This window comes from Burkholderia sp. AU33803 (genome assembly GCF_002223095.1).
Lineage (GTDB): Bacteria > Pseudomonadota > Gammaproteobacteria > Burkholderiales > Burkholderiaceae > Burkholderia.
Genome location: NZ_NKFJ01000006.1, coordinates 910534 through 924498 on the forward strand (window position 1 = coordinate 910534; position 13965 = coordinate 924498).

A 13965-nucleotide genomic window follows, 5' to 3' on the forward strand; every position below is an offset into this window, starting at 1 on the left:
CCGCCGCACAAGGCTTTCAGGCCGTCGACGTGACATTGCACGGCGCCGTGCGTAGCGCTCGCGAGCCGCCGCGCGCGTTCGAATCCCGCCTCGTCCGGACGCTGTTCGAGCGCCGTTTTTTCCGCCTGTTCGACCGTGCCCTGTTTGGAAGCGCGCATCTACCGCGCGGCTTGCGTGCGCCGCTGCGGGCGGCCTATCTTTACAGCTGTCGATGTCAAGATTTTGGCGGTGCGCGACGCGCCGCCCGGGCCCTGCGCCGGCTGCGTCCGACGACGCGCCCGGCCGCTCTGGAACCAGGAGAACGATGAACATGAAGTCAGCCGCTTCCGTCACCGCAGCCGGGATCATGCCGGTGCGCCGCGACCTGCGCTTCGACCTGCCGGTCGAACGCGCGAAGGACTGGCATGGCCTCGGGTCGCACGTGACCCATTTCTTCAACGCGTTGTCGCTGCTGTTTCCGGCCGGCGAGCGTTTCTTCATGGATTCGGTGCGCAATTACCGCGACCGGATCGGCGATCCCGTGCTGAAGCAGCAGGTGCTCGGCTTCATCGGCCAGGAGGCGATGCACACGCGCGAGCACATCGAGTACAACGAGCTGATGCAGGCGAACCGGCTGCCCGCGCGCAAGCTCGACAAGCGCGTGTGGACGGTGCTCGGCTACATGAAGCGCAAGCTGCCGCATTCGGTGCAGCTCGCGCATACGGTCGCGGCGGAGCACTACACGGCGATGCTCGCCGACTGGCTGCTGCGCGACCCGACGCGCCTCGACGGCTCGGTCGAGGGCTATCGCCAGATGTGGATCTGGCACGCGCTCGAGGAAACCGAGCACAAGGCCGTGTCGTTCGACGTATGGAACACCGCGATGGAACCGGGGCTGCGTCGTTACCTGATCCGCATCGGCGTGTATCTGCTGACGACGCTGACGTTCTGGCCGACCGTGTTCCTGATGCATGCGACGCTGCTGTGGCGCGATCGCGGCGCCGGCCATCACGTGCGCGGCATGCTGCGGATGATCGCGTTCCTGTACGGGCCGCGCCGGGGGCTGTTCCCGCGCATCGCCGGCGAATGGCTGAGCTTTTTCCGGCCGGGCTTCCATCCGTGGGATCACGACAATCACCACCATCTGGCGCGGGTCGATGCGCTCGCCGCCACCTACGGCGAACAGGGCGGCGCACCGGCCGGCCGCGGCCGCGCCAACGCGCCTGCGCCCCTCGCATCGGGCCGCTGAGACCGTCGCTGCGCCGGCATGCGCGGCATCGGGCCGCGCATGTTGCGTTCGTGCATCAGCCGGCTTCCTCTGACGATTGACCCAAATCAATTCGAACCGGCGGCACGGGTGCGCTGCGGGCTCGTCGACCGGTTGTGCACGCATGCGCGGGTCAGCCGATCCGGTGTGCGCGGCATCGCCCGGGAACGCCATGCGCCAGCACCGGCGCGGCTTTGCGCGCCGCGCAGCCCCCCGTTCAGGGGTTCCGCCGCGCACGCCACCGGGATAACACCCATCTAGCCGCGCGCCGGCCGCATCGATATACCGTTCATGACAATGTCCACCTCACGCGCGATTCCTGCACGGGGGGATTTTATTCGGACGGAAATGCGGCCAATATGTCGGTTCGACCAAGGTCCGTCGCGTGCGACGGCGAGCCGGCGCGATACCAACGCGAAGCGGGGAACAACGATGGTTGCTAGGTCACCTGACGCAAACGGGCATGCGGTGCCCGAGATGTCGCATGTGTCCGTCACCGCGCCCGAGGACGGACGCAAGCTGTTCGTGATCATGCGTTCGCCCGACGAGCCGTTGCTTGCGCAACTGCGCGGGCTCGGCTGGGAAATCGCGGTCGCGAAGACGGCCGGCGCCGCGCAGAACATGACCTCCGGCGTGAGCGTCGCCGCTGGCCTGGTCGATTTCACCGGGTTCACGTCGCGCGACTATCCCGCGCTGAAGGCGTGCCTGAGCCAGCCGTCGATCGGCTGGATTTCCATCGCGCAGGCCGGCATCACGATCGGCCCCGCGGTGCGCGAACTGATCCGCAGCTATTGCTTCGATTACGTGACCCTCCCGTTGCCCTACGAATGGATTTCGCACGTGCTCGGCCATGCGCGCGGGATGGCCGCGCTCGATCGCGTCGATGGCGCGGCCTATGCGGCGTCGATCGGCGAACACGGGATGATCGGCAACTGCGAGGCGATGCAGCAGCTGTTCAGCACGATCCGCAAGGTCGCGAAGACCGACGCGAGCGTGTTCATCTCCGGCGAGTCGGGCACCGGCAAGGAGCTGACGGCGCTCGCGATTCACGAGCGCTCCGGCCGCGGCAAGGGGCCGTTCATCGCGATCAACTGCGGCGCGATTCCGCATCACCTGCTGCAGTCGGAACTGTTCGGCTACGAGCGCGGCGCGTTCACCGGCGCGAACCAGCGGCGCGCGGGCCGGATCGAATCGGCGAACGGCGGCACGCTGTTTCTCGACGAAATCGGCGACATGCCGGTCGAAAGCCAGGCGAGCCTGCTGCGTTTCCTGCAGGAAGGGAAGATCGAGCGGCTCGGCGGCCAGGAATCGATTCCGGTCGACGTGCGGATCATCTCGGCCACCCACGTCGATCTCGACGGCGCGGTCGAGGCCGGGCGCTTCCGCGCGGACCTTTATCACCGCCTGTGCGTGCTGCGCATCCACGAGCCGCCGCTGCGCGCGCGCGGCAAGGATATCGACATCCTCGCGCACTACGTGCTGCAGAAATTCAAGTCCGACAGCGGCCGCAAGATCAGCGGCTTCACGTCGGCCGCGCTCGATGCGATGCGCCGCTACGAATGGCCGGGCAACGTGCGCGAGCTGATCAACCGCGTGCGGCGCGCGATCGTGATGGCCGAGAGCCGGCTGCTGACGCCGCACGATCTCGGGCTCGAGACGCCGGGCGAAACCGAACCCGTGACGCTCGAACAGGCGCGCGCGCTCGCCGAGCGCACCGCGATCGAGAATGCGCTGCTGCGCAACGATCATCGCATCAACAAGGCCGCGGCCGAACTCGGCATTTCACGCGTGACGCTCTACCGGATGATGATCGAGCACGGGCTGAACGATCACGACAACAACGGCGGGAACGGCGACAACGGCGGGCACGACGGCGCGCCGTCCGGCGACACGGGGCATCAGCGGGTCGGCTGAGCGGCGCACGCGTGACGCGTGAACCGGTTCAGCGATAGGTCCAGAGCCGGGGCAGCACGAACGCGACCGGCGGCACGCACGGCACGACCGCGACGATGCTCCACGCGCGGGCGAGGCCGAGCGTCCCGGTGCCGTGCGCCAGCAGCATCGTCATGCCGAGGCCGGCCATCGCGACGGCGAGAAAGCGCACGAAGTTGCCCCACGTCACCAGCGACGAAAAACTCCACAGCGTGTTGGCGAGAGACGAGAACGCGGTCGAGCGCGCGAACGCGACCGCGTTCGCGTTCGCGCTCACCGGCGTCGCGTCGAACAACGCGAACATCGCGGCCGCGATCAGCGCATGCAGCGCGGTCGAACCGACGCCCGACACCCCGAAGCGAATCAGCCTGGCGCGTTCGGCGGTATAGAGGGTGCGGATCATCGGGTGCGGTCGTTCGGGTGATGGGGCGGGGGCGTGCGCCACGCGCCGGCGAAGGGCGCCGGCGCAAACGTGACGCGCACCGGTTTCGCAGTATGGCGATGCCGCCGGCCGATGGATGTGCGGACAACCTGCGGCGCCCATGCCGCCCGCGCCATGTAAAGCGCATGAAACATTTTCGTCTCGGCTGCCACGCAAATTGCCGCAGCAAATCGGCGTGAACGGCGGCTACCCGTCGGTAAAAATGTCGCGCCGCATTGTTCAGCCTTATCCGGCAAGGCAGGGCCGCGACACCGCCGGCGCAGGCCGCGCGCCGCGTGTTTCAGTTTCGTAACTTCCCGCCTTCCGCCCCCGTTCCGGCCATCACGCTGCCGGGTCGACGCCTTGTCCGGACGGGCTCGCGCGACGCTGGCCCGCACCTTGCGACAGTGGGCGTGCGAAAGTCGACGATGCACGGTCCATCCGGTTCGGCAGCGAACCCTGTCAGTACCGGCCTGGACACGGTCCGCGGGGATGCGGCGGCGGAGCGCGGCACGACAGCTGCGTTCCGGCGAGCACGGCATGTCGTCGCCTGATCGTCGGGGCACCGGTCTCGTCCGGTTGCCGGAACAACCATCAGATTGAAACGGGGAAGAAAAATGATCGATCGCCACACGCCGCGGCCGGCAGGCCGCGATCGCAGTGATTCGGAGCATCGCCGGTCGAACGCCGTTCTCGCAGCCGGCCGGCATGCATCGACAGGCCATCTCTCCGCGCCCGGTGCGAGGCGCATCCGGCTGATTGCCGGCCATCCGCGCCGGGTCGGTACTTTCCTGCACGCGAACCCGATTCGCAAGGGCATGTGCACACGGGCGCCGGTCCCTCGACGCCCGGTCTTCGCCTACTGACTGAAGCCGCACGTTATCCGTTCGCGCGAGGCATCGTCCCCGCGAACGATCGATCTGCAATCCGAATGAAATTTGCAGCGTCGTGCGATGTGTGCGAAGGATGAAGCATTCGATGCGACGGCACACGGCGTGATGCCGGTGCCGTCCGGTGGTGAGGGGAGGGGCGGTCGGACGCGCGCGACGGGAGTGGCACCCGTACGCGCGCGACGCCGTTTCAGCCGCCGTAGATGTCGAAGTCGAAGTACTTCGACGCGAGCCGCTTGTAGGTGCCGTCCTTGACCATGTCGAGGATGGCGCCGTCGATCTTCGCCTTCAGGTCGGTGTCCTCCTTGCGCAGCCCGATGCCGGCGCCGATGCCGAGCACCTTCTCGTCGACGAGTTCGGGGCCGACGAACGTGTAGTTCGCGCCGCGCGGCGATTTCAGGAACCCGATGGCCGCCTGCACTTCATCCTGCAGTGCCGCGTCGAGGCGGCCCGAGGTCAGGTCCGCGTACACGCCGTCCTGGTTCTGGTACGACACGACGTTCGCGCCTTGCTTGCCCCAGTACGTCTTCGCATACGTTTCCTGCGTCGTACCCTGTTCGACGCCGATCGATTTGCCCTTCAGCGATTCGGCCGTCGGCAGCAGCGGCGAACCCTTCTTCACGACGAGCCGCGTCGGCTGGTTGTAGATCTTCGTCGTGAAGCCGATCTGCTGCGCACGTTGCGGCGTAATCGACATCGACGACAGCACCGCGTCGAACTTCTTCGCCTTCAGCGCCGGAATCATCCCGTCGAAATCGTTCTCGAGCCATACGCATTTCGCCTTCAGGCGCGCGCAGATCTCGTTGCCGAGGTCGATGTCGAAGCCGACGAGCTTGCCGTCGGGCGCCTTCGACTCGAACGGCGCGTAGCTGGCGTCGGTGCCGAAGCGGATCGTGGTCCAGTCCTTCGCGACGGCGGGGCCTGCGGATACCGCGAGCAGGGCGATCGAAACAGCGGCAATCAGTCTCTTCATGGTGCGTTCCTTGGCGGGGTGCTTCCGGGTTCTGTGCGACACGGTTTCACGGATACGAACCGCGTCTGCGCGCGGTGTCCGCACGGCCATTAACGCAGAAAATAAAATAAGAGTCCAGAATGGACAAAAAATATCGTTTTGCCGGATGAGCGGATCGATCGGCGGTCTCGACCCTTGCAAAAATACGAAAATGGACTAATCTTGTTAGTAAATTCGTTTCGAGACTAACGATCATGTCACAGCCCGCCTATGAATCGCACTCCGCCCCGCCGCAGGCCTCGGTCGCGCAGATGTCGGCGGCCGGCCTGCGCGCGTTTTTCAACATCGCGCGCGACTGGGAACTGACGATCGACGAGCAGATCGTGCTGCTCGGGTCGCCCGGCCGTTCGACGTTCTTCAAGTGGAAGGCCACGCCGGAATCGGCGCGGCTGCCGCGCGATACGCTCGAACGGCTATCGCTGTTGCTCGGCATCTACAAGGCGCTGCAGATCCTGCTGCCGCAGCCGGCCGCGGCCGATGCGTGGGTCAAGCGGCCGAACGACGCGGCGCCGTTCGGCGGCAAGCGCGCACTCGACCGGATGCTCGCCGGCAACGTCGGCGATCTGGTCGCCGTCCGGCAATATCTCGACGCGATGCGGGGTGGCTGGGCGTGACCATGCCGATCCAAGCACAACAATGGCCCACGACCACGGTCGACTGGACGCCAGCCTATCGCGTGATCCCCACCCGCTTCCCGGCGATCAACCTGTTCGACCGCGTGGCCTCGGCGGACGATTTCGACGCGCTTTATGCACTCGAATCGCTGACCAACGACCGCATCCGCAACGAAGTCGGCGCGCTCGACCTCGTGCCGCCCGCCGAGCGCCGCTACGGGCAGGGCTGGGGGCCGATCATGGCCGCGTTCACGCACCTGAATCCGCAGGGCAGCCGCTTTTCCGACGGCAGCTATGGCGTGTTCTACTGCGCGCGTTCGCGCGATACGGCGATCGCCGAAACGCGGTATCACAGCGCGCTGTTCCTGGAAGCGACGAAGGAGCCGCCGATGCGCCAGCAGATGCGGCTCTATACGGTGATCGCGCAGGGCGACGTGGCCGACATACGCGTGTGGCCGAAACGCGATCCGGCGCTGCTGCATCCGCTCGATTACAGCGCCGGGCAGGCGCTCGGTCGCGCGGTGCGCAATGCGGGCGGCGCGGGGATCGTCTATCCGTCGGTGCGCGACCCGCGCGGCGAGTGCCTGGCGGCGTTCCGCACCACGCTGCTGCGCGACTGCCATCACGCGGCGTACCTCGAATACAACTGGAACGGTTCGGCCGTCGATGCGGTGTTCGAACTGAACCAGGTCGGCTAGGGCCCGCTCGCGGGCGTCAGCACCTATCAGCATCTATCAGCGCATATCAGCCGCCTCAAGGGAGCGGCCAGTCGCCCGCATGGCGTTCGCGTGCCTCGGCCTGCGTCATCGACCAGGTGCGCCCGGTGCGCGGCTCGGCGAGCGTGAGCCGCCCGGCCGGCGCGAACGCGCCCGTGTCGATGAACCACTGCGCGCCGATCCGCTGCGGCGCGCGCACCGGTGTGTGCCCGGTGCAGGTCAGCGACAGCCCGGCCTGCCGCGCGGGATCGGCGAGCCCCTGGACGAGGTCGCGGCCCCAGATCAGCCGCTCGCGCACGTCGTGCGCATAGCTGCCCGTGTCGAGATCGGCGTCCGAGCCGAAGAATTCCGCATGCAGCACGTTGAAGCGCCCGGGGCCGTCGCCGATCACGCGCACCAGCGGCAGCGCGTCGATGCGTGCCGCATGCGCGTGCAGCCGTTCCGGCGGCAGGTCGGCCCCCCAGTCGCCGCCGATCCCGCGCCACGCGTCGGGCGACAGCTTGCCGCGCGCCACGAGGCTCAGCACTTCCTCGTGATTGCCGCGCACGACGTGGCACCACGGGCGGTCGAGCAGGTCGAGCGTGGTTTCGGAGGCCGGGCCGCGATCGACGAGGTCGCCGACCGAGAACAGGCGGTCGCGGGCCGGGTCGAAGCGGATGTCGTGCAGCAGCGCGCGCAGCACATCCACGCAGCCGTGCAGGTCGCCGACGACGAAGTCGCGGCCGACCGTGTTCGCCGGATGGCGGCAGAGGGGGGCGGTGGCAGTCATCCCAATATCTTAGGCGCTTGCGCCCCCATCGCCACGTCACGATGGAATGGCGATAATCGGGACAATACCCGCCGGTGCGGCGCGGCGGGCAGTCCCGCGCGCCGGCCGAATCCTTTCCATTCGCTTTCGGAATCACATGATGACGATTTATCCGCAGGTATTACGCAACCGGCCGCGCATGGTCGCGGCGTTCGTCGCCGGCTTGCTGTGCGCGGTATTGCTGCCGTTTCCGCTGCGTCCGACCGTACGGGCGCTGATCGGCTGGGATTGCGCGGTCTGGCTGTATCTCGCGCTGATGTGGGTGCGCATGGTCACCGCGCATCATGACCAGGTGCGCGACATCGCGATTCGCGAGGACGAAAACGCGACGACCGTGCTGACCATCGTGTCCCTTGCGACCGTCGCGAGCGTGGCCGCGATCGCGATCGAGCTCGCGACCGTCAAAAGCGTCGGCTTTCGCGCGGGGCTCAGCCACTACGCGATCACCGGCGCGACGCTGTTCGGCGCGTGGTTCATGATTCCGACGATTTTCACGCTGCACTATGCGCGCCTCTATTACGGCTCGCCCGGCAACGACCGCGCGCTTCGTTTCCCGGACCGGAGCCCGGAGCCCGATTACTGGGATTTCCTGTATTTCGCGTTCACCATCGCGGTCGCGTCGCAGACGGCCGACGTGTCGATGACGAACCGCTCCGCGCGGCGCTCGGTGCTCGCGCAGTCGATCCTGTCGTTCTACTTCAACATGGCCGTGCTCGGGCTGTCGATCAACGTCGCGGCGGGCCTGCTGAGCTGATGCCGGCCCAGGTCATCCACGGCGTTACTTGAGCAGGTCGTACGGGCCGCCGCGTTCCAGCGCCCGCTGGTACGCGGGCCGCGCGTGGATCGCATCGAGGAATCGTGCGATCGCCGGATAGCGGCTGCCGCCCCCGCGCGCGGTCGCGGCTTCGAGCGGAAAGCTCATCTGGATGTCGGCTGCGCTGAAACCGTCGCCGACGAACCAGCCGGTGCGGCTCAACGAGTCGTTGACATAGCCGAGATGCAGGGCGATCTGCGGATCGACGAAGCTCGATTGCAGCGTGTCGGCGATCTTGCGTGCGATCGGCCGTGCGAAGAACGGCATCGGCGCGTGTGCGATCCGCAGCGCGACGAGCTTGAGCAGCAGCGGCGGCATCGCCGACCCTTCCGCGTAATGCAGCCAGTACGTGAAGTCGTGCCGCTCGGGCGTGCCGGGCGGCGGCGCCAGGCGCCCGTTGCCGTAGCGTTCGACCAGGTATTCGGTGATCGCGCCCGATTCGGCGTACGTGCGGCCTTCGTCGGTGATGACCGGCGACTTGCCGAGCGGATGGATCGCGCGCAATTCGGGCGGCGCGAGCATCGTCTTCGGATCGCGCGCGTAGCGCACGATCTCGTACGGCACATCCAGTTCTTCGAGCAGCCAGAGCACGCGCTGCGAGCGCGAGTTGTTCAGGTGATGGACGGTGAGCATGTCGACGCTGGGAGTGGGGGCGGGAACGACATCATACCCAGCATGTAGGGCGCGTACGCGAAACGCGCTGCGCGCCGTGACGAACGGCGCCTGGCCGGCCGCGTTTGGCCGGCCGCCCCCGCTCCATCACGCGCGCCGCACCGCGATCCACGCCCCCCAGAACAGGCTCGCGAAAAAGCGCAGCGGCGCATCGAAGCCCGCGTCGCGCAGCAGGCCGAACACGGCGTCCTCGGACGCGGGCGGATCGGCGCCCTGCAGGATCTTCGCGAGTTGCGCGCGCACCGCGTCGGGCGTCGCACCTTTCATGCGCCAGCGCTGCTGCCACGCGTCGAGCAGGCGAGGGTGGTCCGCGTAGCGGCGATGGTTGCCGGCGAGCACGAGCGGCGCGCCGGGTTTCAGGCGCCGCGCGATCGCACGCAGCAGCGCCGCCTTCGCTTCGTCGCCGGGCACGTGATGCAGGACGCCGATCAGCGTCGCGCCGTCGAACGCGGGCGTGTCGGGCAACGCGTCGACACCGTCTTCTACGAACGCCGTGCGCGCACCGAACCCCGCGGCCTCGACGTTCGAGCGCGCGAGCGCGAGCATCGGCGCGGACGGGTCGACGGCCGTGAATTGCCAGCCCGGCTCGAGCGCGGCCGCCACGCAGATTTCCTGCCCGGTGCCGCCCGCGCCCGCGACGAGGATCCGCGCCTCGGGCACCGCGATCGCCGACGCGAGCATGCACGCAGTGAGTTCGTGGCAGGCATCGTAGCCGGCGAGCGCGATGCGGGATTGCTCGGCGTATTCGTGCGCGCGTGCCGGATCGAATTTGGCGGCGCTGGCGGGAAGCGACATGGCAGGTTCCTCGGGTCGGGCGCGGACGTCGTGTCCGCGAGCATGGCGCAGAGCGTAAGCGTGCGCGGCCGGTGCAACAAGGCGAGCAGCCATTCCGGTATGACTGCTACCCGACTCGGCGGGACCGGCAGGATCGCGGGTTTTCCCGGGGTCGATTCGTATTTAAAAATGTCCGGGCGCGATGTATCGCGGTAGCGAATCCGGCGCATACTCGTTTCTCTCCCCCCGCCTGGCCGTCGCATGCCGGGCCCCGATGCGCCGCGCCCCGCGGGCGCGGCCATGCCGCTCGGCACGCACGAGGAGCGCATGATGTCCGATTGTCCGCACGATCCGTATGCGCAGCACTACATTCACTGCTTGCCGTTCGGCGCCCAGCCCTGTGGCGCGCTCGGTACGACGCCGCGCACGCATTTTCGCGTGTGGGCGCCGGGCAGCACGCAGGTCCAGCTCGAACTCGACACCGGCTTCGGCCCGTTGCTCGTCCCGATGACGGCGGCCGGCACGAACTGGTTCGAGGTCTTTGCCGATTGCGGTGCGGGTGCGCTTTATCGCTATCGCCTCGACGATGCGGTATCGATTCCCGATCCCGCGTCGCGCTCGCAACCCGAAGGGCTCAACGGCCCGAGCGAGGTCATCGATCCGCGCGCATTCACGTGGCGCAATACGTTCTGGCATGGGCGCGCATGGGAAGACATCGCGCTCTATGCAATTCGCCCGCACGCGGTGGGCGGCTTCGACGGCGTGCGCCGGCGCCTGCCGCAACTCGCGCGGCTCGGCGTGACCGCGCTAGAGCTGCTCGCGTCGCCGCACGACAGCCTGCCGTTCGCGCCGCTCGCGGCCGAAGGCGGCCCCGACGCGCTGAAGGCGCTGATCGACGACGCGCACGGCTACGGTCTCGCGGTGCTGCTGGAGCTCGACTACGCGCGCTTCGGCAGCGGTACCGAGGCGCTGCGCCACTACGCGGCGCCGTTCTTCCATACGCGTGACGATCCGCTCCAGGCGCCGCCGCTCGCGCTCGATCATCCGGAAGTCTGCGATTTCTTCTGCGACAACGCGCTGTACTGGATCGACGAGTACCGTTGCGACGGGCTGCGCCTGCGCGAAGCCGACCGGATCGGCGTGTCGTGGCTGCGCGAGATCGCGGATCGCGTGCGCGCGGCCGTGCCGGCCGACCGCCTGATCCATCTCGTCCTCGGCAGCGAGCGGCATCCGGCGCATCTTGCCGATACCCATTTCGATGCGCAGTGGAACGGGTGCGGCGAACGCGCGCTGCACCGGCTGACGGGGCGCGATACGTCGGCCCACGAAGGCATTTCCACGCACCAGTCGATCCACACGCTCGCCCGCGCGCTGACCGCGGCCGGAGCCGCGTTCCAGCCGGCCGGGTCGGGAGAAGGCATGGCTGCCGACGGCGGGCTGTCGTTGACGTCGCTGGTGCTGTCCGATGGCGCGTGGCACGACAGCGGGCAGGGCGACCACGGGCGGGCGGCCGGTCTGGCCGCATTGGCGCTGTCGCTGCTCACGCCGCAGATCCCGTTGATCTTCGACGAAACCGCGCGCGATGCCGATCGCGCGCATTTCGTGCAGTCGGCACTCGCGGTGCGCGCGAAGCTGATCGCGCCGCGCTTGTCCGATTGCCGGCCGCAGGAGGCGCGTGCGCTGAAGTCGGACGGCGACGGCGATGCCGACGCGCTGCTCGCATCCTGGCGGCTCGCCGACGACGAGACGCTGACGATCGCGTTGAACCTGTCGCCCGACGCGGTGCCGTTCGATGCGCCGCGAGGGCGAGTCGTGTTCGAGACGCCGGCGCGTGCGCGCGACCGGGTCGATGAAGGGGTGTTGCCGCCGTATGCGCTCGTCGCGTGGCTGACGGGTGACGTCAACCGGTATGCGCTCACGCACGATGCGCGTCGTATCGATGGCGGCGCCTGGCGCGGCATGCGTCCGAACCTGAACGCATGACGACGTGAACGTGTGTGTGTATGAGAGGCCGCGCGCATCTGCGCCCGGCTGCACCGCAGGGCAATCTCCGACCTACCAGAACCCGCGAATGCCTGCGATGCCGTAGGCGCCGTGGCGGCGCGCCTCGTCGAGGTGGGTGCGTGTCATGCCGCCGAGCGCGAAGACGGGCATGGCGGCCTCGGCGGCCAGCGCGTCGAACCGGGCCCAGCCGAGCGTCGGCGCACCGGGATGGCTGAGCGTCGGCAACACGGGCGACAGCGTGACGAAATCCGCGCCGGCGCGCGCGGCCAGCAGCAGGTCGTCGCGCGTGTGACAAGCGGCGGACACCCATCGTCCGGCCGGCAACGGCCGCTGCGTGGTAGCACGCAACGCGGTGCCGTCGAGATGCCAGCCGGCGCCGTCGAGCCGCGTCACGCCGGCCGCATCGATCGGCCCGTTCAGCATCAGGTGCGCGCCGGTCGCCTCGCAGCGCGCGAGCGCTTCGGCGGCGAGTCGCGCGAACGCGGCTGCATCGAGCGACTTCACGCGCAGTTGCACGAGCGTCGCGCCGCGCGCGAGCACGGCCGACAATCGATCGAGAAACGCCGCGCAATCGGCCGCCGACGCGGACGCCGGCTCCGGCGTGATCACGCAGCAGCGCGGCAGCGTGGCGTTCATCGCGTGCGGCGCAGCGCGGCCGTCATTCGTCGGCCTCTTTCGAGATCTTCGGGTAGACGCGCACGAGCACGATGCGCGGCCCGTTCATCTTCTTCACGACGACGTCGAAGCGGTCGAACGACACGCGCTGCCCTTCGGTCGGCAGGTCGCTGAGCGCCTGGATCACGAGGCCGCCGACCGATTCCGCACGGCCTTCGTCGATGTCGATGCCGAGCGCCTGTTCGAGCGACACGACGGGCAGGCTGCCCTTGCCCATCAGCGTGCCGTCGTCGAGGCGGGTCCAGTCGGCGTCGCCCTGGCGGAACTCGTCGTGGATCTGGCCGACCAGCGCGCCGAGCAGGTTGTCGAGCGTCAGGAAGCCGATCGGCTTCTCGCCCTTGTTGCCGACCAGCGCGAAGTGCGGTGCGCCCTTGCGGAAGCGGCGGAACAGGTCGAGCGCGGGCGTGTCGGGCCGCACGTACTGCACCGGGCGGACGTAGTCCGACAGGTCTTCCAGCGCCGCACCCGCGTGACGCGCGAGCAGCAGGTCCTTCAGGTGGATCAGCCCGCTCACCTGTTCGCGCGACGCATCCTCGAACAGCGGATAGCGGCTGAAGCGGTGCCGCGCGACGATTTCCATGTTGTCGGGCAGCGGCAGGTCGCGGCGCAGGCCGATCATTTCATGGGCCGGCCGCATCAGGTCCGACACCGTCATCGACGAAAAGTCGAGCGAATGCGCGAGCGTGTTCCACTCGTCGTTGCTGTACGTGCCGCGCGCCGGCTGGGCCGGATTGCCGGCCGTGCTTCGGCGGCTGCGCAGGATCAGCTTCAGCTCGTCGGTCGAGTAGTGGGCGTCGCTGCCGTGGTCGGCGGACAGCCCCGCGAGCCGCAGCACCGCGTTGGCGCTGTTGTTGAGCACCCAGATCGCCGGATACATCGCCCAGTAGAACGCATAGAGCGGCAGCGCGACCCACAGGCCGATCTTTTCCGGCTGGCGGATCGCCATCGATTTCGGCGCCAGCTCGCCGACGACGATGTGCAGGAACGAGATCAGCGAGAACGCGAACACCAGCGAGATCAGGTGCACGACACGTTCGGATTCCACGCCGATCAGGTCGAGCAGCGGGCCGAGCAGTTGCGCGAAGGCCGGTTCGCCGACCCAGCCGAGGCCGAGCGACGCAAGCGTGATGCCGAGCTGGCACGCGGAAAGATACGCGTCGAGTCGGCCGTGCACGATGCCGAGGATGCGGCCGCGCAAGCCGTGCTTGCGGGCCAGGGTCTTGACGCGCGTGGCGCGCAGTTTGACCAGGCCGAATTCGGCCGCGACGAAGAACCCGTTCAGGGCCACCAGGAACAACGCGCCGATGAGCGCGAAGATCTGTAACAAAGAAACACTCCGGTTATGACAGGCCCATCAGTATAGAGCCGGAAAGGAATTTGTAATGTG

Annotated in this window: 13 protein-coding genes; 6 read left to right on the forward strand and 7 right to left on the reverse strand. The window is 68.1% G+C overall.

Going from position 1 to position 13965, the window contains the following annotated elements; translation table 11 throughout:
• Positions 1-310 precede the first annotated feature (310 nt).
• Together CFB41_RS21385 and CFB41_RS21390 are read left to right on the forward strand one after the other, a co-directional pair.
• On the forward strand, positions 311-1228 hold the full coding sequence (locus tag CFB41_RS21385; protein WP_089458948.1) for a metal-dependent hydrolase: 918 nt from the start codon (positions 311-313) through the stop codon (positions 1226-1228).
• Between the two features lie 450 nt (positions 1229-1678).
• A complete protein-coding gene (locus CFB41_RS21390) occupies positions 1679-3160 on the forward strand; it encodes a sigma-54 dependent transcriptional regulator (RefSeq protein ID WP_089457795.1) in 1482 nt (493 codons plus the stop codon).
• A 28-nt stretch (positions 3161-3188) separates the two neighbouring features.
• Here the strand turns inward: CFB41_RS21390 and CFB41_RS21395 are convergent, their stop codons facing one another.
• Together CFB41_RS21395 and CFB41_RS21405 are read right to left on the reverse strand one after the other, a co-directional pair.
• Positions 3189-3581: a GtrA family protein gene (locus CFB41_RS21395; RefSeq protein ID WP_089457796.1), complete on the reverse strand. Its 393-nt coding sequence runs from the start codon at positions 3579-3581 to the stop codon at positions 3189-3191.
• Between the two features lie 1098 nt (positions 3582-4679).
• Entirely contained in the window at positions 4680-5462 is a 783-nt protein-coding gene (locus CFB41_RS21405) for an ABC transporter substrate-binding protein (RefSeq protein ID WP_089457797.1), read from the reverse strand.
• Between the two features lie 233 nt (positions 5463-5695).
• Between CFB41_RS21405 and CFB41_RS21410 the strand changes: the two genes are divergently transcribed.
• On the forward strand, positions 5696-6115 hold the full coding sequence (locus CFB41_RS21410; protein ID WP_011355846.1) for an MbcA/ParS/Xre antitoxin family protein: 420 nt from the start codon (positions 5696-5698) through the stop codon (positions 6113-6115).
• 2 nt (positions 6116-6117) lie between these two features.
• Positions 6118-6813, forward strand: a complete 696-nt coding sequence (locus tag CFB41_RS21415) for an RES family NAD+ phosphorylase (protein WP_089457798.1) — start codon at positions 6118-6120, stop codon at positions 6811-6813.
• Positions 6814-6868: 55 nt separating this feature from the next.
• Here CFB41_RS21415 and CFB41_RS21420 read toward each other — a convergent pair whose 3' ends face one another.
• Entirely contained in the window at positions 6869-7600 is a 732-nt protein-coding gene (locus CFB41_RS21420) for a metallophosphoesterase (RefSeq protein ID WP_089443009.1), read from the reverse strand.
• A 139-nt stretch (positions 7601-7739) separates the two neighbouring features.
• Here CFB41_RS21420 and CFB41_RS21425 point away from each other — a divergent pair, with 139 nt between their 5' ends.
• A complete protein-coding gene (locus CFB41_RS21425; RefSeq protein WP_039360521.1) occupies positions 7740-8393 on the forward strand; it encodes a DUF1345 domain-containing protein in 654 nt (217 codons plus the stop codon).
• 24 nt (positions 8394-8417) lie between these two features.
• Here the strand turns inward: CFB41_RS21425 and CFB41_RS21430 are convergent, their stop codons facing one another.
• Positions 8418-9086, reverse strand: a complete 669-nt coding sequence (locus CFB41_RS21430; RefSeq protein ID WP_089457799.1) for a glutathione S-transferase — start codon at positions 9084-9086, stop codon at positions 8418-8420.
• A gap of 126 nt (positions 9087-9212) precedes the next feature.
• Positions 9213-9920, reverse strand: a complete 708-nt coding sequence (locus CFB41_RS21435; RefSeq protein ID WP_089457800.1) for a class I SAM-dependent methyltransferase — start codon at positions 9918-9920, stop codon at positions 9213-9215.
• A 309-nt stretch (positions 9921-10229) separates the two neighbouring features.
• On the opposite strand from CFB41_RS21435, the gene CFB41_RS21440 reads away from it, so the two are divergent.
• Positions 10230-11882, forward strand: coding sequence for a DUF3459 domain-containing protein (locus tag CFB41_RS21440; RefSeq protein ID WP_089458949.1), 1653 nt, complete (start codon positions 10230-10232; stop codon positions 11880-11882).
• Positions 11883-11954: 72 nt separating this feature from the next.
• On the opposite strand, the gene CFB41_RS21445 is transcribed toward CFB41_RS21440, so the two are convergent.
• On the reverse strand, positions 11955-12539 hold the full coding sequence (locus CFB41_RS21445) for a thiamine phosphate synthase (RefSeq protein WP_089457801.1): 585 nt from the start codon (positions 12537-12539) through the stop codon (positions 11955-11957).
• A gap of 22 nt (positions 12540-12561) precedes the next feature.
• Positions 12562-13905: a hemolysin family protein gene (locus CFB41_RS21450; RefSeq protein WP_089443005.1), complete on the reverse strand. Its 1344-nt coding sequence runs from the start codon at positions 13903-13905 to the stop codon at positions 12562-12564.
• Positions 13906-13965: the final 60 nt, after the last annotated feature.